17 protein-coding genes, 2 tRNA genes and 2 rRNA genes are annotated in these 19,836 nt (G+C 42.7%); 11 read left to right on the plus strand and 10 right to left on the minus strand.

What is annotated here, in order from left to right; translation table 11 throughout:
- The 4 genes from EAE91_RS02070 to EAE91_RS02085 form a co-directional block, all read left to right on the plus strand.
- Positions 1 to 91, plus strand: a 23S ribosomal RNA gene (locus tag EAE91_RS02070); the annotation flags it as partial.
- 166 nt (positions 92 to 257) lie between these two features.
- Positions 258 to 373: ribosomal RNA gene (rrf, locus tag EAE91_RS02075) — 5S ribosomal RNA — on the plus strand.
- Positions 374 to 576: 203 nt separating this feature from the next.
- A tRNA-Asp gene (locus EAE91_RS02080) sits at positions 577 to 653 on the plus strand.
- A gap of 9 nt (positions 654 to 662) precedes the next feature.
- A tRNA-Trp gene (locus EAE91_RS02085) sits at positions 663 to 738 on the plus strand.
- 755 nt (positions 739 to 1,493) lie between these two features.
- Here the strand turns inward: EAE91_RS02085 and hdfR are convergent.
- Entirely contained in the window at positions 1,494 to 2,330 is an 837-nt protein-coding gene (gene hdfR / locus EAE91_RS02090; protein ID WP_214087047.1) for an HTH-type transcriptional regulator HdfR, read from the minus strand.
- 125 nt (positions 2,331 to 2,455) lie between these two features.
- On the opposite strand from hdfR, the gene EAE91_RS02095 reads away from it, so the two are divergent.
- The gene (locus EAE91_RS02095; protein ID WP_036779611.1) at positions 2,456 to 2,794 is read left to right on the plus strand and encodes a MaoP family protein; all 339 of its coding nucleotides are present in this window, start codon (positions 2,456 to 2,458) and stop codon (positions 2,792 to 2,794) included.
- 46 nt (positions 2,795 to 2,840) lie between these two features.
- Here EAE91_RS02095 and EAE91_RS02100 read toward each other — a convergent pair whose 3' ends face one another.
- Positions 2,841 to 4,364 (minus strand): YifB family Mg chelatase-like AAA ATPase, encoded by a 1,524-nt coding sequence (locus EAE91_RS02100; protein ID WP_214087048.1) that lies wholly within the window; start codon positions 4,362 to 4,364, stop codon positions 2,841 to 2,843.
- A gap of 642 nt (positions 4,365 to 5,006) precedes the next feature.
- On the opposite strand from EAE91_RS02100, the gene ilvL reads away from it, so the two are divergent.
- The 6 genes from ilvL (at position 5,007) to ilvA (ending at position 11,609) form a co-directional block, all read left to right on the plus strand.
- Positions 5,007 to 5,105, plus strand: a complete 99-nt coding sequence (ilvL, locus tag EAE91_RS02105) for an ilv operon leader peptide (protein ID WP_071647081.1) — start codon at positions 5,007 to 5,009, stop codon at positions 5,103 to 5,105.
- 139 nt (positions 5,106 to 5,244) lie between these two features.
- A complete protein-coding gene (gene ilvG / locus EAE91_RS02110; protein ID WP_214087049.1) occupies positions 5,245 to 6,891 on the plus strand; it encodes an acetolactate synthase 2 catalytic subunit in 1,647 nt (548 codons plus the stop codon).
- Positions 6,888 to 7,145, plus strand: coding sequence for an acetolactate synthase 2 small subunit (gene ilvM / locus EAE91_RS02115; protein ID WP_036779619.1), 258 nt, complete (start codon positions 6,888 to 6,890; stop codon positions 7,143 to 7,145). The genes ilvG and ilvM overlap by 4 nt, the downstream gene beginning before the upstream one ends.
- Positions 7,146 to 7,168: 23 nt before the next feature.
- The gene (locus EAE91_RS02120; RefSeq protein ID WP_214087050.1) at positions 7,169 to 8,095 is read left to right on the plus strand and encodes a branched-chain amino acid transaminase; all 927 of its coding nucleotides are present in this window, start codon (positions 7,169 to 7,171) and stop codon (positions 8,093 to 8,095) included.
- Positions 8,096 to 8,179: 84 nt separating this feature from the next.
- Positions 8,180 to 10,030, plus strand: a complete 1,851-nt coding sequence (ilvD, locus tag EAE91_RS02125; RefSeq protein ID WP_214087051.1) for a dihydroxy-acid dehydratase — start codon at positions 8,180 to 8,182, stop codon at positions 10,028 to 10,030.
- A 4-nt stretch (positions 10,031 to 10,034) separates the two neighbouring features.
- The gene (gene ilvA / locus EAE91_RS02130; protein ID WP_214087052.1) at positions 10,035 to 11,609 is read left to right on the plus strand and encodes a threonine ammonia-lyase, biosynthetic; all 1,575 of its coding nucleotides are present in this window, start codon (positions 10,035 to 10,037) and stop codon (positions 11,607 to 11,609) included.
- 137 nt (positions 11,610 to 11,746) lie between these two features.
- Here ilvA and EAE91_RS02135 read toward each other — a convergent pair whose 3' ends face one another.
- The 8 genes from EAE91_RS02135 to EAE91_RS02170 form a co-directional block, all read right to left on the minus strand.
- Positions 11,747 to 13,264 carry a DHA2 family efflux MFS transporter permease subunit gene (locus EAE91_RS02135; RefSeq protein WP_214087053.1) on the minus strand — a complete coding sequence of 506 codons (1,518 nt, stop codon included), beginning with the start codon at positions 13,262 to 13,264 and terminating at the stop codon, positions 11,747 to 11,749.
- 7 nt (positions 13,265 to 13,271) lie between these two features.
- The gene (gene emrA / locus EAE91_RS02140) at positions 13,272 to 14,444 is read right to left on the minus strand and encodes a multidrug efflux MFS transporter periplasmic adaptor subunit EmrA (protein WP_214087054.1); all 1,173 of its coding nucleotides are present in this window, start codon (positions 14,442 to 14,444) and stop codon (positions 13,272 to 13,274) included.
- Positions 14,445 to 14,766: 322 nt separating this feature from the next.
- Positions 14,767 to 15,510, minus strand: a complete 744-nt coding sequence (gene fabG / locus EAE91_RS02145) for a 3-oxoacyl-ACP reductase FabG (protein ID WP_214087055.1) — start codon at positions 15,508 to 15,510, stop codon at positions 14,767 to 14,769.
- Between the two features lie 64 nt (positions 15,511 to 15,574).
- Positions 15,575 to 16,390, minus strand: a complete 816-nt coding sequence (locus EAE91_RS02150) for a MaoC/PaaZ C-terminal domain-containing protein (protein WP_214087056.1) — start codon at positions 16,388 to 16,390, stop codon at positions 15,575 to 15,577.
- Positions 16,387 to 17,652 (minus strand): beta-ketoacyl-[acyl-carrier-protein] synthase family protein, encoded by a 1,266-nt coding sequence (locus EAE91_RS02155; protein ID WP_214087057.1) that lies wholly within the window; start codon positions 17,650 to 17,652, stop codon positions 16,387 to 16,389. Before EAE91_RS02155 ends, EAE91_RS02150 begins: the two co-directional genes overlap by 4 nt.
- A 280-nt stretch (positions 17,653 to 17,932) precedes the next feature.
- Complete coding sequence (locus EAE91_RS02160; RefSeq protein ID WP_214087058.1) at positions 17,933 to 18,169, minus strand: acyl carrier protein; 237 nt, start codon at positions 18,167 to 18,169, stop codon at positions 17,933 to 17,935.
- Positions 18,170 to 18,284: 115 nt separating this feature from the next.
- A complete protein-coding gene (locus tag EAE91_RS02165; protein WP_214087059.1) occupies positions 18,285 to 19,475 on the minus strand; it encodes a cysteine desulfurase family protein in 1,191 nt (396 codons plus the stop codon).
- On the minus strand, positions 19,472 to 19,828 hold the full coding sequence (locus tag EAE91_RS02170) for an iron-sulfur cluster assembly scaffold protein (protein WP_214087060.1): 357 nt from the start codon (positions 19,826 to 19,828) through the stop codon (positions 19,472 to 19,474). The genes EAE91_RS02165 and EAE91_RS02170 overlap by 4 nt, the downstream gene beginning before the upstream one ends.
- Positions 19,829 to 19,836 lie beyond the last annotated feature (8 nt).

The raw sequence follows: 19,836 nt of genomic DNA on the forward strand, positions 1-19,836 counted from the left end.
ACGTTTAAGACGAAGACGTGGATAGGCTGGGTGTGTAAGTGCAGCGATGCATTGAGCTGACCAGTACTAATGAACCGAGAGGCTTAACCTTACAACGCCAAAAGGGTTTTGGTGTTCGGAAGACAGCGGTCGGAAGACAGTAGACAGTGAGCTGCGGTCAGAAGACAGCAGAGAGAAGCATTTTCAGCTTGTTGAACAGATTGATTCGGGTGGTTGTGGATGAAAGCGCCACAACGGCCGGAATAAAACCGAATATGCCTGGCGGCGATAGCGCGGTGGTCCCACCTGACCCCATGCCGAACTCAGCAGTGAAACGCCGTAGCGCCGATGGTAGTGTGGGGTCTCCCCATGTGAGAGTAGGACACTGCCAGGCTTTAATTTTAGTGTTGTGTTGCGATAGCAAGGCAGCATAAGGCACAAATAGCAGTGAGTCGGGTGAATCCGTGGGAAACGGATTTGAACGTCGCGGGTAGCGATAGCCCGAAGAGCGAATGGTAAAATAGCCATTCGTAAAGAGCCCAGATTGATATTTAAGTTTTATGTCGTAACAGCGATATAAATCAAAAAGAATTCGGTGGTGCGGTAGTTCAGTTGGTTAGAATACCGGCCTGTCACGCCGGGGGTCGCGGGTTCGAGCCCCGTCCGCACCGCCACCTTAATTTAGGGGCGTAGTTCAATTGGTAGAGCACCGGTCTCCAAAACCGGGTGTTGGGAGTTCGAGTCTCTCCGCCCCTGCCAATTATAAACTAAGTAGCGACTAAGGTAGTTCATAGTATTGTTTGTCTGTATGTGCTGCTTAGGTAAGATTATTGATAAGGCGCTGGCTTTTTGGTCAGCGCCTTTTTTCGTGAAGCTTTGTAAGAAAAATGGATTTGCCGTTACACTAAAAATCCCTTTATGCGAGCTTTTTCTCCAGAAATGATCTCGCTTAGAGAATTTATTTCCAAATATCGTCTGGTTCGTAAAATCCATGCTACTATCGATTTGAATTCATCATCGATGCTGTTACACACTTTTAGTTGAATAGTTTTTACTCAATATTATTCGATCTTGTAGCAATAAAACCTTTCTTTCTGATTATCTATTATCGAAGTGAGTTCTTATAGATAACCTTTTAGGCTTTTTGACAATCCTCATACTAGTTAAAACCCTCCTGGACTAATTATCTGGAGGATATGTGTGAAAGAATTTTAGCTAATGTTTTGATTATGAGGTTTTTTTCTTAAAAAAAGCTCGAATTGAAGGAAAGGATACCTAAAACGATAAGGTAGGTACACCACGTTTGATTCAAGTTATAGTTTCAAGCTATACGTAAAGATTACTTGGTAAATAGAGAGCTATATGTGGGAAGATAGCAAAAGTAATCCCACCTTATGCTCGATCTAAAACTTCTTTCTCTCTTACTATTTCCATTCCTGTTTTCGTATAGTATTGCTATTCATAAATTTTTCAGAACATATATTTACTAATTAAATGATTTACATGAATGCCTCTTAATCTCTTGTAGAAGTGTGTATGATAGGTATTTTTAATAGTTGTTGAATGAGTGCTTGCTGATCATTTTTTTGTAGCCATATGGCATATAATGGACGTTCAATTAGTTCAGTATTTGGGTAAGAAACTAGTTCTGAATATTCATTTTGCCAATGTATTGGTAAGAAAGCGGCTCCTCTTACGCCATTGAGCAGTTGGCGGGCTATATGTGCTGAGGTGGTTGTAATGATGGGTAGTTGCTCACTTTTTAAAATCCGTTGTTCCTGATGATGGAAATCAGCCCCCCATTCTAGTTTGATGTAATTTTTAATTTGGCATTTCAGGTTTTCTTCTGTTGTTAATAACTTCAAGCAAATATTCCCTAATAATAGGCTTTGGAACTCATCCATTTTAGGTGGCTCGGTAGTGATTAACAGATCTAATTCACGTGAATGAAGTTGTTTAACTAGGGATTGTCGTGTAGAAACACGAGATTCTAATCTTAATTCCTGATGTTTTTTATAGAAATCTTGTAACCAGGGGGTTAAATATGCTTCCCATAGTGATGCGGTAGCACCAATTGTTAATTCAGTATGTTGAGAAGCATGCATTATCTCCTTTTTAGCCAACTGCCAGGTATTCATCAGTGATTCTGCATAGGGGACAAGGCGCTCGCCCGCTGCTGTAAGACGGATGTTATTGCGGTGGCGAGTGAAAAGATGGGTACCTAATTGATTTTCTAGTTGTCGTATGCGAAAGCTAACCGCTGATTGAGTCAGGTATAGTGATTCGGCTGCTCTCCCAAAGTGACGAGTTTTACTGACTTCCAAGAAGGTTTTCAGTAATTCAGTGTCCACATATGTCTCCAATAATATTTATCGTTAAGATTTAAATTTTTTGTTTTACAGAACGCCAGGCCTATCTAATACTCCGCGCCATAATTGGCATGATAGTAACAGTACTAGAATTAGGAGTGTGTCAGATGGCCGAAAGCTTCATCACGACTAATCGTTTTTTTGATAACAAAAATTACCCACGCGGGTTCTCCCGTCATGGGGATTTCACCATTAAAGAGGCGCAATTGCTAGAGCGCCATGGTTATGCGTTTAATGAGTTAGATCTTGGTAAACGCGAGCCTCAAACAGAAGTAGAAGAGCTGTTTGTCGCTGTTTGCCGGGGTGAACGGCAGCCTGTGACAATGGAAGAAAAAGTCTGGACCAAATATCTTGCAAGGATTAGTCGTCCAAAACGTTTTCATACTCTTTCAGGCGGTAAGCCCCAGATCGACGCTTCTGATGACTATACCGACACTGATGATTAATATTATCACAAATTGTGAATATAGGGGCTTTGCCCCTTTTTCATTTCTAACCCGATTGTTTTTGTAATTGTATTAATAGTCTGTCCATACTGCGGTAGCTTAAGGCTTCCATGATATGTGGTTTTTCTATCTCTTTTTTTTCTTCTAAGTCGGCAAGTGTCCGGGACGTTTTCAGAATTCGGTGCCATGCTCGGATTGAAAGTCCCAGTTTTATTAGCGTTTGTTCTAGAAATACAGCATCGTTAGGTTTGAGCTTACAAAATGCCTCTGTCTCTTTACTATTCAGATGAGCATTAATTTTTCCACTGCGTTTCAGTTGTATTTCTCGCGCTGCCAGCACTCTTAATCTTACATCTTTACTGCTTTCGCTTGATCTATTAGGGCTACTCAATGTTCCAATGGGTAACAGAGGCACTTCAATTGAGAGATCAAAACGATCCAAAAAAGGTCCAGAAAGTTTAGCTAGGTATCGAAGTATTTGCTGGGGGTTACTTCGATTGTGAATTCCCTGATGGTAGCCTGTCGGGCTAGGGTTCATTGCTGCGATCAATTGAACTTGAGCAGGAAAACAAACTTTTGCTCTGGCCCGGGAGATAATTATTTCCCCTGATTCCAGTGGTTCTCTGAGAGCATCAAGGACTCTGCGTTCAAATTCAGGTAGTTCATCTAGAAATAGCACCCCATTATGAGCAAGTGAAATTTCACCAGGTTTTGGAAGTCCACCACCGCCAACCAGTGCTGCCATTGAAGAGCTGTGATGAGGCGCTCTGAATGGGCGTGTATGCCATTGTTCAGGTGGAAGGTAGGTATCCACCAGGCTATTGATAGCGGCAACCTCAAGGGCTTCTTTGTTTGTTAATGGTGGTAATAAACTACATAGGCGGCTTGCCAACATTGTTTTTCCTGTCCCTGGTGGGCCAAGTAGTAAAAGATTATGTCCGCCTGCTGCGGTAATTTCCAGTGCGCGTTTTGCTTGTTCCTGACCGATAATATCCTGAAGATCTGGCTGTAATGGCTCTGTTGAAGGTTTATGTTGGCTCGTTGTTGTCAGTAGTTGTTTTTCTCCCTGAAGGAAGTGGCAGATATGTAAGAGGTGTTCTGCCATTAACGTCTCATTCTGAGATAAGATTGCCAGCTCTATTGCGTTTTCTGTTGGTAGAATAAGTTGCCTTCCTGCTTCTCCTGCGCTGAGTGCGGCGGAAATTGCGCCGTTAACTTTTCGTAAACCACCGGATAGAGCGAGTTCACCAAGAAATTCATAATGATTTAGTGTATTGGTAGGTATTTGTTCTGAGGCGGCTAGAATAGCGATAGCGATCGGCAAATCATAACGGCCACCTTCCTTGGGAAGATCTGCGGGCGCAAGATTGACGGTGATTCTTTTAGACGGATAGGTAAACCCGCTGTTGATCAACGCACTTCTGACACGATCTCTTGCTTCTTTTACAGCTGTTTCAGGCAAACCAACCAGAGTTAATCCAGGTAAGCCATTACTAATATGCGCTTCAACAGTAACAATTGGGGCATGAATACCTATAGTCGCTCTGGTATAAATAACAGCGAGGGCCATTCTATTCTCCTTCGTAAGAAAGGACATATGATGGGCTGAAATTAGATAATAAATAGTTTTCTATTATTTTTTTGCGAAGCGGCTCGAATAAATATTTTGTGAAGCAACGCTAAAGATTTTTTTAAGATTATTATTATGTAATTTTTATTTTATTTGATTGATTTTTATGATTTTATTTTTTCATTTAGATTATAAAATTGATTATTTTTATATTCACATTGTGATGTTTTATTTAATTCGTTTTTTTAGATTGGTTTTATTGAAATAGTTTGTTTGAAATTAAAATTTATATATTTTTCACAGTGAATAAATTTAGTGTGTTATATCATTCTGCTTTATTCTTAATGAGGAGTTTTTATCACCTAGGTGATTAATAATAAGATCTTTATTTTTGGTTATAGTTGAATGATTTGTTTTTTATGTTACTGCTTTATGTGTTGTTTTGTTTATATTTAATCAGTTAGTTTTTATCACTTAAATTGTAGTATTTAATGGATAAATAATCTAAATTACAGATATTTAATTGAAAATAAACAGTATTTTTTCATATTGAGTAATAAAACAAAATAAATGTTGTCAAGCTATGAAGAACGTGATAACTCTTAAATATAGATTAAACAAACGAATTAAACGACTAAGATTATGAACACATTTGTCCTAGTGATTAGCCTAATTATTGTCAGCGTGGTGGTGATTATTATCCCACCGTGCGGGGCTGCACTTGGACGAAGAAAGGCTTAGAAGAACAGCCAGATCTCTCGAAGACCCCCGCACCGAAAGGCGCGGGGGTTTTTTTTCGACAAGCAAAATCAGATTAGAGACGGAAACATACACCAGAACAAAATCTTGTCTCACAGGGTAAACACAGGGGATATGAAAAATGAACGGGGCGCAGTGGGTTGTAAAAGCATTACGAACGCAGGGTGTTGATAAGGTTTTCGGCTACCCTGGTGGTGCGATCATGCCGGTTTATGATGCTTTGTACGATGGTGGTGTGGAGCATTTGCTTTGTCGACATGAACAGGGTGCAGTTATGGCTGCAATCGGTTATGCGAGAGCCAGTGGTAAGCCGGGAGTTTGTATCGCTACATCGGGACCGGGAGCAACAAACTTAATCACTGGATTAGCCGATGCGTTGTTAGATTCTGTTCCTGTTGTTGCTATCACTGGTCAGGTTGGTTCTGAATTGATTGGAACTGATGCCTTTCAGGAAGTCGATGTTTTAGGTCTCTCACTTGCTTGTACCAAACACAGTTTCTTAGTGGATTCATTGGAAAATTTACCTCAAATTATGGCGGAAGCCTTTTCTATTGCCACTAGTGGTCGACCTGGCCCAGTTTTGATTGATATTCCTAAAGATATTCAGTTGAAAGAGGGGAATTTGGTACCGCATTTGGTACCCGTTGAGCAACAGGTTCCCTGCTCGGAAAGTGAATTAGAACAAGCCCGGAAGATGATTGCGGCAGCCGCAAAGCCAGTATTGTATGTCGGTGGTGGAGTAGGGATGTCTCAAGCAGTTTCTGTTCTGCGAGATTTTGTTGTGGAAACAAGTATGCCGGTTGTTTCTACGTTGAAAGGTTTGGGAGCTGCTGATTCAGAGCATCCATGTTATCTGGGAATGCTTGGGATGCATGGTTCGAAAGCGGCCAATCTTGCTGTTCAGTCATGTGATTTGTTGATTGCTGTAGGTGCTCGCTTTGATGATCGTGTGACTGGCAAACTTAATACTTTTGCTCCGCGTGCAAAAGTTATTCATTTGGATATCGATCCGGCAGAGTTGGGTAAATTACGTCAGGCTCATGTGTCGTTATTGGGGGATGTGAAGGCATTATTGCCCCGTTTGCAACAGCCATTGTCAATTATGCCCTGGCAACAGGAAGTGAAATATCTGAAAGCTGAATATCCTTGGTGTTATGACCATCAGGGGGAGAGTATCTATGCGCCTTGGTTATTGAAACAGGTTTCAGATCGTAAAGCATTTAATACGGTTATTACTACTGATGTTGGACAGCATCAAATGTGGACAGCTCAGCATATGACTTTTGATGGACCTGAAAATTTCATTACGTCTAGTGGTTTGGGTTCGATGGGATTTGGTATCCCCGCTGCGATTGGTGCTCAAATTGCTCGACCGGAAGATATGGTGATCTGTGTATCTGGTGATGGCTCTTTCATGATGAATGTTCAGGAATTGGGGACAATTAAACGCAAACAATTACCAGTAAAAATTTTATTGCTGGATAACCAGCGGTTGGGAATGGTGCGGCAATGGCAGGAGCTGTTTTTTGATAAGCGATATAGCGAAACGACATTAACAGATAACCCTGATTTTGTCACATTAGCGAAAGCTTTTGATATTCCGGGGCAACATATCACGGATAAATCACAGATTAATGAAGCGCTGAATGCATTATTTGCCAGTAAGGGCCCCTATTTATTACAGGTATCTATTGCGGAATTAGAGAACGTTTGGCCGTTGGTCCCTCCCGGTGCAAGCAATGAAACTATGTTGGAGAAATCATTATGATGCAGCATCAACTTGCAATCCATGCTCGTTTCCGTCCTGAAATATTAGAGCGTATCTTACGGGTAACGCGTCATCGTGGATTTCAGATCTGTTCCATGAATATGGATCAAACAATGGATGGCGATAATGTTAATATCGAATTAATTGTTGCCAGCCAAAAACCGGTTAATTTGTTGTCTTCACAACTGGCTAAATTAGTGGATGTCGCTGGCGTCAAGATCCTGCAACAAAAATCACAACTCATACGTGCATAACGTAGAAATAAAGGAATAAGAGAATGACGAAGCAATCCGATTACATTTGGTTCAATGGTGAGATGGTTCCTTGGGCAGATGCTAAAGTTCACGTAATGTCTCATGCTTTACATTACGGTACCTCTGTTTTTGAGGGAATTCGCTGCTATGACTCTCATAAAGGACCCGTGGTTTTCCGTCATCGTGAGCATATGCAGCGTTTACATGATTCTGCAAAGATTTATCGCATGCCATTGAGCCAGAGTGTCGATGAATTAATGGAAGCATGTCGGGCAACTCTTCGTAAAAATAATTTAGTCAGTGCTTATATACGCCCACTAGTCTTTATTGGTGATGTTGGCATGGGAGTTAATCCACCTGCTGGCTATAAAACGGATGTTATTATTGCCGCTTTTCCTTGGGGAGCTTATTTGGGAGAAGAAGCTCTGGATCAAGGGATTGATGCGATGGTTTCTTCATGGAATCGCGTGGCACCAAATACAATACCAACTGCGGCCAAAGCAGGTGGTAACTACCTGTCTTCACTTTTGGTGGGTAGTGAAGCCCGTCGTCGTGGATATCAAGAAGGTATTGCACTGGATGTTTATGGTTATATCTCTGAAGGTGCAGGTGAAAATCTGTTTGAAGTAAAAGATGGCATATTGTTCACTCCGCCATTTACTTCATCTGCACTACCAGGAATTACCCGTGATGCCATTGTTAAATTAGCGAAAGATTTGGGGCTGGAAGTACGTGAGCAGGTATTGTCGCGTGAATCTCTGTACTTGGCTGATGAAGTTTTTATGTCTGGTACAGCGGCTGAAATTACACCTGTTCGCAGTGTTGATGATATTCAGGTTGGTATCGGTAAGTGCGGGCCTGTTACTAAGAAAATTCAGCAAGCTTTCTTTGGCTTGTTTGATGGCACGACAGACGATAAATGGGGCTGGTTAGATCCAGTCAATCCTTAATAGAACTATATCTTTCATAGAACTATAAATAATTTAACAGGCGGTTCGTTCCCCGCCTGTTTTGATAACACGGGAGTGAAGATAATGCCTAAGTACCGTTCTGCCACTACGACTCATGGTCGCAATATGGCTGGAGCTCGCGCTTTATGGCGTGCGACAGGGATGACCGATGCAGATTTTGGTAAACCGATTATTGCGGTAGTTAACTCATTTACTCAGTTTGTTCCGGGGCATGTTCATTTACGGGACTTAGGTAAACTGGTTGCTGAACAGATTGAAGCATCAGGCGGTGTTGCAAAAGAGTTCAATACCATAGCGGTGGATGACGGTATCGCAATGGGGCATGGTGGTATGCTCTATTCTCTGCCGTCACGTGAATTAATTGCTGACTCTGTTGAATATATGGTGAATGCACATTGCGCGGACGCGATGGTGTGTATTTCCAATTGTGACAAAATTACCCCAGGTATGCTGATGGCAGCATTGCGTCTGAACATTCCGGTGATTTTTGTTTCCGGTGGGCCGATGGAGGCGGGTAAAACTAAATTGTCAGATCAGATTATCAAATTGGATCTGATCGACGCCATGATCCAAGGTGCAAACCCGAATGTCAGTGATGAGGATAGCAGTCAGATTGAACGCTCAGCTTGCCCAACCTGTGGTTCCTGCTCAGGAATGTTTACAGCTAACTCTATGAATTGTCTGACAGAAGCACTGGGTTTATCTCAACCGGGGAACGGCTCATTACTGGCGACTCATGCAGATCGCAAGGTGCTGTTTCTGAATGCAGGCAAACGCATTGTTGAGCTGACCAAGCGCTATTATGAACAAAATGATGAGAGTGTCTTGCCGCGTAGTATTGCAGCGAAAGCCGCATTTGAAAATGCGATGATGTTGGATATTGCAATGGGTGGCTCAACTAATACCGTGCTTCACTTACTGGCGGCAGCGCAGGAGGGAGAAGTTGATTTCACTATGGCGGATATTGATCGTTTGTCTCGTCAGATCCCTCATCTATGTAAGGTTGCACCAAGTACACAAAAGTACCATATGGAAGATGTTCATCGTGCTGGTGGTGTGATCGGTATTTTAGGTGAATTGGATAGAGCGGGTTTGTTGAATCGTCAGGTTAAAAATGTTTTGGGTCTGGATTTGTTACAAACACTTAATCAGTACGATGTGATGCAAACGGCGGATGAGTCAGTAAAAGAGATGTATTCGGCAGGCCCTGCGGGTATCCGTACTACCCAAGCATTTTCACAGGATTGTCGTTGGCCTTCGTTGGATACCGACCGTGTAGAAGGGTGTATTCGCGACATTGAACATGCCTATAGCCGGGATGGTGGTCTCGCTGTTCTATTTGGTAATTTGGCTATAGATGGTTGTATTGTAAAAACTGCGGGGGTTGATAAGGGTAGTTTGCTGTTTCGTGGGCCAGCCAAAGTTTACGAAAGCCAGGAAGATGCGGTTGATGCGATCTTGGGTGGAAAAGTTGTTGCTGGTGATGTGGTGGTCATTCGTTATGAAGGGCCAAAAGGTGGGCCTGGCATGCAGGAAATGTTGTATCCGACGACTTATCTAAAATCTATGGGGTTAGGTAAAAGTTGTGCATTGATTACTGATGGGCGGTTTTCGGGTGGTACCTCGGGTTTGTCGATTGGTCATGTTTCTCCGGAAGCAGCTAATGGTGGGCTAATCGGTTTGGTTCAAGATGGCGATATTATTGATATTGATATTCCACTGCGGAAAATTCGACTGGATGTGGATGAAAGGGTACTTGCTAGCCGTCAAGAAGCCGAATTTGCTCGTGGAGATAAAGCGTGGACACCGAAAGCTCGTGAACGTCAGGTATCGTTTGCCCTGAGAGCCTATGCGTCATTGGCGACTAGTGCGGATAAAGGTGCTGTTCGTGATAAATCTAAGTTAGGGGGATAATCGCATGGCTGCATTTCTTCCCTTAACTTCCACACCAAATGGTGCAGAGTATTTGAAGGCGGCATTAAGTGCGCCGGTTTATGAAGTTGCTCAGGTGACTCCCTTGCAGGAAATGGAGAAAATTTCTGCCCGCTTAGGAAATACTATTTTGGTAAAGCGGGAAGATCGGCAACCTGTGCACAGTTTTAAGCTTCGTGGTGCGTATGCCATGATTGCGGGTTTGTCTGAGGAACAAAAAAACCGGGGAGTGATTACCGCGTCAGCCGGTAACCATGCTCAGGGGGTTGCACTTTCTGCCAATCGTGTGGGAATAAAATCTCTGATTGTTATGCCGGTTACTACCGCGGATATTAAAGTCGATGCAGTCCGTAGTTTCGGTGGTAAAGCTCTGTTGTATGGCGCTAATTTTGATGAGGCTAAAGCTAAAGCAATAGAAATGGCACAACAGGAGGGCTATACCTTTATTCCTCCGTTTGATCATCCCGCTGTAATCGCAGGTCAGGCAACACTGGCGATGGAACTTTTGCAACAGGATGTGCGCTTGGATCGCATCTTTGTACCTGTTGGTGGCGGTGGCTTGATTGCTGGAGTGGCAGTGTTGATTAAGCAACTGATGCCAGAAATTAAAATCATTGGGGTGGAAGCGGAAGATTCAGCTTGCCTGAAAGCGGCAATGGAAGCTGGACATCCGGTAGATTTACCACGAGTTGGCTTATTTGCTGAAGGTGTAGCTGTTAAGCGTATAGGTGATGAGACATTTCGTTTGTGTCAGCAATATGTGGATGGTGTTATCACGGTAGACAGTGATGCCATTTGTGCGGCAGTAAAGGATCTGTTTGAAGATGTACGTGCGATTGCGGAGCCATCCGGTGCATTGGCGCTCGCTGGATTGAAAAAGTATGTTCAGCAGCATCAGCTTAAAGGTGAACGGCTAGCCCATATTCTTTCTGGCGCTAATGTGAGCTTTCACGGGTTACGTTATGTCTCTGAGCGTTGTGAATTGGGCGAGCAGCGGGAAGCATTGCTGGCAGTGACTATTCCTGAACATAAAGGGAGTTTCCTGAGTTTTTGCCAGAAATTGGGCGATCGGGTGGTAACCGAATTTAATTATCGTTATACGGATGCAGATCCTGATCAGGCTTGTCTTTTCGTTGGTGTTCGCTTGAGCCGTGGTGAGGTAGAGCGACGGGAAATTATCGAGGAATTGCGTACCGCAGGATATCAGGTTGCTGATCTTTCAGATGATGAAATGGCGAAATTACATGTTCGTTATATGATCGGTGGTCGTCCATCTAAGCCATTGAAAGAACGCTTGTTTAGTTTTGAATTTCCTGAATCACCGGGTGCGTTACTCAAGTTCTTACAAACTTTGGGAACTCATTGGAATATTACGTTATTCCATTATCGCAATTATGGTACAGATTATGGCCGAGTGTTAGCCGCATTTGAATTGTCAGAAGCGGAAGTGCGTTTTACGCGTCATCTTGATGCATTAGGCTATGCGTATCACGATGAGACGGATACCCCCGCGTTTAAATTCTTTTTAATGTGCCAGGCATCTGAAGCAGCCGGAGGTTGATCGGTGTTTTGGTAATGAAAAAACATGTTCTATAAAACGGCAAAATAGCGCCTGGATAAGGTGCTATTTTGGCAAGATGTAATATTCGCCTAGGCTCCATTAGAAAGAGCTCGATAATAAATTCTTTGATCATTGTGCTATTTCTTTTCTCCGACGGTGGGTTTTGCCAACCAGATAAAGATCAGCAAGATCAGAAAAATAAAGCCAAATAGCCAATAAATCTCGTTAGCAGCAATAATCAATCCCTGATTAGTGATTTCACGTGCCAGAGAGTGGCTGGCTTGGGCTTGTGACATCCCTAATTGTCCCATTTTCTCATAGGCTTGTTGGGCAATAGGACTATGGGGAGTTATCGATTCAGTTAACTGAACGTGGTGGACAGCTTCGCGACGGGACCACATGGTGGTGGTAATTGAAGTCCCTACGGATGTTGCCAGAGTGCGTAAAAAGTTGAACAAGCTACCGGCAGAGGCGATTTTAGCGGGTTCAACGTCAGATAATATAATGGCTGTTAGTGGCATAATTAAACAGGCGATAGCAAAGCCCTGAATAAATTGTGGCCAGGCAGCGGTGGCAAAGTCCATTGATAGCTCAAAGGTATTCGTTCTCCAAAAGAAACAGAGTGCAAAAATGATAAAGCTAGACATAACTAAATAACGCATATCAATTTTTGAACTAAAACGACCAATGAGTGGGACGAGCATTATCGGCACTATCCCTAATGGAGCCATTACCAATCCAGCCCAAGTAGCAGTGTAACCAAATACCATTTGCAATAATTGAGGTTGTAAAACCAGCGTGCCTATGTGGAGTAGGAAAGCCAAACTGATACATAAGGTACCGATAGTAAAATTACGAGATTTAAATAGTGACAAGTCAATGATCGGATCATCATCGGTGAGTTCCCAAATAATTAGGAAAGTTATGGCAATGACGGCGGTAATGGCTAATACAATAATTTCTGTTGAGTTGAACCAATCAAGCTCTTTTCCTCTATCAAGTAATAGCTGAAAACAACCAACACCGATGACCAATAAAATCAGCCCTATGACATCAATTGACCTAGCCGTTGTTTCAGTTTCCCGGTCTTTTAACAGCATCCAGGTGATAGCAATGGCAACAAAGCCAACCGGAACATTGATGAGAAAGATCCATCCCCAATGGTAATTGTCGCTGATCCAACCGCCGAGTATCGGACCACAAACCGGAGCGATAACGATAGTCATTGACCACAGTGCCAATGCCATATTGCGTTTTAGCGGAGGATAGTTGTTGAGTAGCAAACTTTGCGAAAGGGGCATAATTGGCCCGGCTGAGATACCTTGTAGAACGCGGGAAATAATCAACATTTCCAAGCTATTAGCAATACCACATAACCAGGAAGTGATCACAAACAAGAGCATTGAAATTAAGAAAACCCGGACTTCCCCAAACCGTTTTGCTAACCAGCCAGTTAATGGGATAGAAATCGCGTTAGCAACAGCAAATGAAGTAATTACCCAAGTACCTTGTGATACTGATGAACCCAGATCGCCAGCAATGGTTGATATTGCAACGTTAGCAATAGTCAGATCCAATATTTGTAAAAAAGCGGCTAATGCTAAAGCCAGGGTTAGCCAGCCAAGTTTGGCTCCTGATAATGGCTCTTTTAGCATGTTAACCTCACTTATTTTGACTGGTATTAACTTGAATGATTTCGTTAATTAGCTGATCAATTTCTCCGGTGTTGTAAGTTAAAACGTTGGTTTCATAAATAATGCCGTTACGAGGCGTGTCGGCAAGCACCAGACCATCCCGATTTCGGGTATCAACCGTGGCGTGCATGGATAAACCGATGCGTAAAGGATGATCGATAAGTTGTTGTTCTGCTAGTTCAACACGGACAGGTAAACGTTGAACCACTTTGATCCAGTTACCGGTGGCATTTTGTGCTGGTAATAAAGAAAATGCACTGCCAGTTCCCATATCAAGACCAACGATCCGGCCTTTATAAATGACATCATTGCCATAGAAATCGCTAATCAGTGTTACGGGTTGACCAATACGGACATTGGCGAGTTGAACTTCTTTGAAGTTAGCTTCGACCCAAAGTTGGTCAGCGGGTACGATAACCATCAGTGGAGCGCCACTTTTTATTTGTGAGCCTACTTGAACACTACGGCGTGAAATGTAGCCTGTTACCGGCGCTACAATCTGGGTGCGCTGTAAGGTTAACCATGCATCGCGGAGCTGGGAGGCCGCCAGTTTAATAGCAGGTTGTTGATCTAGTGGGGTGTCTATAACTAATGCTTTATTGGCATAATATTGTTGTCGGGCAACATTCAGCTCAGATTTTGCCATTTGCACGCTATTACGGGAATGAATCAGATTTTCTTTAGCAATAGCACCTGTGAGTCCCAAATGTTCACGTCGTTTTAAATCATCTTGAGCCTGTTGTAATGCTGTTTGTTTGAGATCAATGTTAGCCAATAGTTTTTCATTATCAATAATGGTTTGGTGAGTTTGCCTGACATTATTAGCCAATGTATTTTTCGCTCGTTCAAAAGCATGTTCTGCATTAATAGAGTCCAAACGTAGCAAAATATCGCCTTGTTGAACGAAGTCGGTATTATCGGCATAAATGGCGGTTACGCTGCCGGTGATCTGGGCCATCACTTGTACCTGATTACCAACAACGTAAGCATCATCAGTCGCTTGATAATGACGTAATGAAATAAGCCAATAGGTGAAGTAACCCAACCCGGTAAAAACAAATAAGAGAGTTACGAGGATCAGTGCTAACTTACGTTTTGACTTTTTCTCATTAAGCGGAGGTGAGTGTATTTCTCCGGCCATGTGTTTTCTCCCATCACGGTGATTAAAAATAAATTCGTCTTAATTAATGTGTTTATATTTGATTAAACACCTTGGAGTCGACTACAAGGTCAAGCCCTTCTCATCTGATAAAATGAAAATTGCTAATATTTAGCACTTAACGCCAAAAGCATGATTTAATATTAAAATTGTTTATTATCGTTATTAATATTGATCAGATAGGCTGGATTATCTATCTGACAATGATTAACGGTATTTTGTGTCAGTACCCAGAATATTTATCTGGGTACAAATAATCACAGAATAGGGATACGAAGCCATTGATATTAATTATTTAACTGAATTAGGCAGTCATTCCTCCATCAATAACGAATGTTTGCCCGGTGATGTAGCGTCCTCCGGGGCTGAGCAGAAAATTGATTGCCAGAGCAATATCTTCCACTGAACCTAAACGGCCTAATGGGATGTTAGATAATAGTTTTTTCCTGTGTGATGCAGGGATATGATCCAACATTTCAGTATCAATCAAGCCTGGTGCAACGGTATTGACTCGAACATTAAATCGGCCAACTTCAACCGCTAATGAGCGGGTAATACCGATCATAGCGGCTTTGGTTGCAGCGTAGTTAACTTGCCCTGAGTTGGCTTTAAACGCAGTGACTGAGCTCATGTGGATAATGCAGCCTTCTCCCGCAGTAATCATTTCGGGGAGAAAAGCGTGATTGACGAAATAGACAGAAGAAAGATTGGTAGAAATTACATTGTGCCACTCTTCTTCTTTCATATTTATCAGCAATGCATCTTGGGTAATGCCGGCGTTATTGATGATGGCATAGGGAGAACCATATCGTGAGATAAGTTCTGTTGACAATGTTTGAACTTCTTCGGCGTTTGAGACATCACATTGATAGCCCTCACAGCGATAACCTTGCTGTTCAATTTCCTGACACAATGTTTGAGCTTCATTTGTGCTTGATTTATAGGTAAAAACCACATGATAGTTCTGAGCAGCCAGCATTTTTACTATGCCTTTGCCGATACCACGTGATCCTCCCGAAATAAAAACCCAAGGGGTGCTGATACTCATTAAGTTATTCCTCTAAATTTTTGCCATCCGTCTGCTAATAGGCTAATAGCGCATTTATTAAATCTTAGTTGGCAATCTGCTTTCTTTTTGTTGTTCCCATCAGGCTCATTTCAACAACTAAAGAAATTTCTCCATCCAGCCAGATTGGGATTTCCAATGTACCGTATAACGAGCCATCAACGTCGAATGTATCTTTTGGCAGGATGGTATATTCGATATTCGGCATTTCATCTGGGATTGGGCGATTGAGCAGTGCTGGAGAAAAACTCACGGTATGCATGACATGCAGGACAATAAGGTCTTTGAGGCATGTTTCATCATGTTCTTGTTTGCCAAAATAGGTTTTAAATTCTGTTGCGAGTGCAGTTTTGGCACTTTGCTGCATGAAAAGATAAAACATCAGAGCATCGAGAAAGATCCAGAACTCATTGATTTCTGGAAAGGTATGTTTGAATTCGATGGATTTTCTTATTGTCTCTTGTATAGGAACTTGGCAACGTGGTTTTTCTGGGAAGTCAGTTTTTTGTGAAAAATCGAAACAGCTATAGTGACCAACCAGAGGTTTCAGGTTGGTTGTTTCGTCTTGCAGATTAAAGGTCGTTTTCCCATTCAGGTCAGTGTGCTTAGTTTTGACACAATAGCAGGCATCCAGAGGTACGGGATTGCGTAAATTAACGTGCCACTGTCTGCCCATTTCCCTATTTGGTTGTGACAGATAATCGTATCCGCTTTTGAGCGGGATCATTGCCAGCATGCCGTGTACTGCAATACCTCCCAACCCGACTTCTCTAGCGATTTTTTCATCAAAATGGATAGGATTGTAGTCGCCAGAGAATTTAGCCCATTGACTGAGATCTTCTTTACTAAATTGAACGTTCATCTGTCGGCTTTCCTAAAAATAAGTGCACAGTTTGTACCACCGAAGCCATAGTTAACATTTAAAGCAGTGTCGATAACTTGGTGAGTCCGGTGGATGTTGGGGACATAATCCAGATCACATAGCGGATCAGGATTATTCAAGTGCATAGTTGCGGGAATCGTTGCTGTTTCTATCGCTTTGATACAGAAAATAGATTCAATGGCTCCGGCTCCGGCAATAAGATGACCTGTATAGGATTTTGTACTGGAAATAGGAATATGGTAAGCGTGATCGCCTAGGCTCATTTTTAGAACATCGGTTTCGTTAATATCGTTGAGTGGGGTTGATGTTCCATGAGCATTAATATAGTGAATATCTGAGGTAGAGAGTTTGGCCTGTTCCAGCGCCATCTGAATCGCCATGACTCGTCCTTTGCAATCAGGTGCCGGGGCGGTCATATCTGACGCATCAGAATAATTGCCATAACCAATCACTTCCGCCAATATATTGGCACCTCTGGCAACAGCGCTGTCGTAATCTTCAAGACATAATATTGCTGCACCTTCCGACATAACGAAACCACTACGATCTTGACTAAATGGACAGCAGGCTTTTTCGACAGATTCCTGTTCTTTACTCAGTGCCCCAAGGATGTCGATACTCCAGACGATGAATGGATCTCTGATGCTTTCACCGCCACCTGCCAGCATCATTTTAGTGCGTCCACTGCGGATAAGTTCAAACGCATCACCTATTGCCATACTGCCGGTTGCACAAGCGGCAACCGGGGTATTTTGATATCCACGTAAGTTCCAGTTCATTGAAATCGCTGCTGTCCCTACGCTATGCATAGACATGATATTGGTCATCGGTGAGGCAATGCCTTGATCAGTATAAGAACGGCTGTTTTCAACAGTTGCATCTTCTCCTCCCCAGCCAGTACCAAAAATGACTCCACGTTCAAAAGGGGAGTAATTTTCGTCAAGAGCGGCCTTGTTGTTACCAAATGCCATCTTGATTGCTTCATCCGCCGCAATTAGTCCCAGTTTGCTGAATTTGGGCAGGTTCTTTAATAACTTTTTGGAAAACCGTGATACATCAGGCGAGAAAGGGATATTGCCGAAAAATTTAGCTACAACAGAAGCGTCTGGGTGTTCTTCCTTTTTGTAGCCTACACGATAGCTTAGGATTGCATCCCAAATTTCCTGGGTGTTTTGCCCAAGAGAACAGATAGAACCATAGCCTGTGACGGCAACGCGACGATAGCTCGTTTGAATATTCATGAAACATTATCTCCAAAATTCATTTCCTGGTGACATGCTTTATTTTTTAATACAACCAAATAATAGGATTGGTAGATAAAAGCATCATAAAAATGAATGTTAGCTGTGTTGTGATATTGTCATAGACAGCTATACCCGTCGTCTTTCAAGTTGCCTTTTTGTTGGCTGTACTCACTCACCCCGGTCACATAGTTATCTATGCTCCCGGGGATTCGCTCCCTTGCCGTCGCGATGCATCTTGAAATCCATTGGGTATAATATCCCAGTGTATTAGTGATGATTATTTTGCTAATTCACCGACGTAATTGACAAAATCACCGATTGTCGTCGTGTTGTCTCGCTGAAACTTATCGAAATTCAGTTGAATTCCCATTTCTCTTTTTAAAGCGACCTGAATAGAAACGAAATCCAGACTTACCAAATGAATATCATCAAGTAGGGTATCAAGAGTAATATCTTCTGGTTCGATGTCAGTTAATTCAGTAATTTGAGATTGAAGTAATTCAAACAGTTTCATATTAATGTCCCCTAAAAATTTAAATAATGTTGGCGGAGCTTAGGTGCCAGAATATAGGTATCAATTAATAAATTCGTTATTCCAGCCACACCGTCTTTTAACTGTCGTTTTGCTATTATTCCTGGGTGATTAAAGATTTCCCTGAAATTTTAAGTAAGTTATACGTTTCTTGTTTGATGGCGCTAGCCAGTATCTCAATATCATCTTGGCTTGTGATATATCCGAAGCTGATGCGTACTGCACTATCAATACGATCATCGGGTAACCCCATAGCAGCCAGAACGTGGGAACGTTGTGTTGATTTGTTATTGCTACAGGCTGATCCTAGAGATAAAGAGATGCCGTGACGTAAATCTAGCCTGCTGGCTAATGATTCAGCACGAATACCAGGGAAACTTACATTGAGTGTCCAAGGTGCCTGAAACGCTGGATTGGTATTGCCATTAATTAGGTAGTTAACACGATGTTGTTCTAACAGAGATAGTAGGGCTTCTCTGAGTGTTTTGTAAGTATTGAAACGTTCTTGCAATCCGTTCAGTGATTCTTTAGCTGCCGCCGCTAGTCCCGCTAGGCCCAAGGTGTTCTCAGTGCCGCTGCGTACTCCTTGTTCTTGCCCTCCGCCATGTAGTAAGGGATTTAATTGAATCCCTGGTGCATGGTAGAGCCCGCCAATACCTTTCGGACCGTTAAATTTATGGCCGGAGAAAGATACGGTTGTTACGCCAGACAGTGTGTCACAGTTAAAAGGAAGCTTACCAATAGCCTGTACTGCATCGATATGCAGGTAAACACTGGCCTCTTTTGCTAAAGAGGCGACAGCTTCATAGGGCTGGATCACACCGGTTTCGTTGTTAATTGCCATCAATGTGATCAGACGGGTTTGTGGCCGTAGGTTTTCCCGGATACTTTGTACACTTATCCGCCCTTGATTGTCGGGGTTGATCAGCGTTAGCTGAAGCCCGCGTTGCTGATACCAGAGTAACGGTGCCAGAACAGACGGATGCTCAATGGAAGAGCTAATAACATGATGGGCGGACAGATCCGAACCGGGCAGCGTTGCTAACAAGCTGGATAAGGCTTGGTTATTACTTTCGGTTCCTCCTGATGTAAACAGGATCTGCTCTGGGACTGTGCCCATTAATGCCGCCATCGATCTTCTAGCGTCAGTGAGCAACTTTTTAGCCATGCCGCTTAAGCTGTAGTGGCTAGATGGGTTAGCAAAAATAGACATCGCATCTTTAATCGCCAACTGCGCTTTAACACTTAGCGGTGTTGTGGCGTTGTAGTCGAAGTATAGACTTGTCATATTTTTCCCTTTAGCTGCTCAAATAACTTATGCAGCATATCAAGACAGTGTTGCTGTGCTGGTTCTAACTCACCTAATAACGCATCAATGCCCTCAGGTGATAATGCGCTTAATTCTTCGAGAGTTTTACCTTTAGCATGGCGACAAAATTGATTAGACATTGCCAGGGAGGCGGTACATCCCCATGCACGAAAACAGGCATTATCTACTCTCCCTTGGTTATCCAGTGTCAGGTCGATATCAACCTTGTCACCGCATACAGGGTTACCTAATGCCAGTTTAATGGTGGGGGCGGATAACGTCCCCTGGCAGTCAGGATTGCAAAAGTTGTCAATAATGATGTTATTAAACATAATTTCAC

The sequence above is a fragment of the Photorhabdus noenieputensis genome (genome assembly GCF_018448935.1).
Taxonomy (GTDB): Bacteria; Pseudomonadota; Gammaproteobacteria; order Enterobacterales; family Enterobacteriaceae; genus Photorhabdus; species Photorhabdus noenieputensis.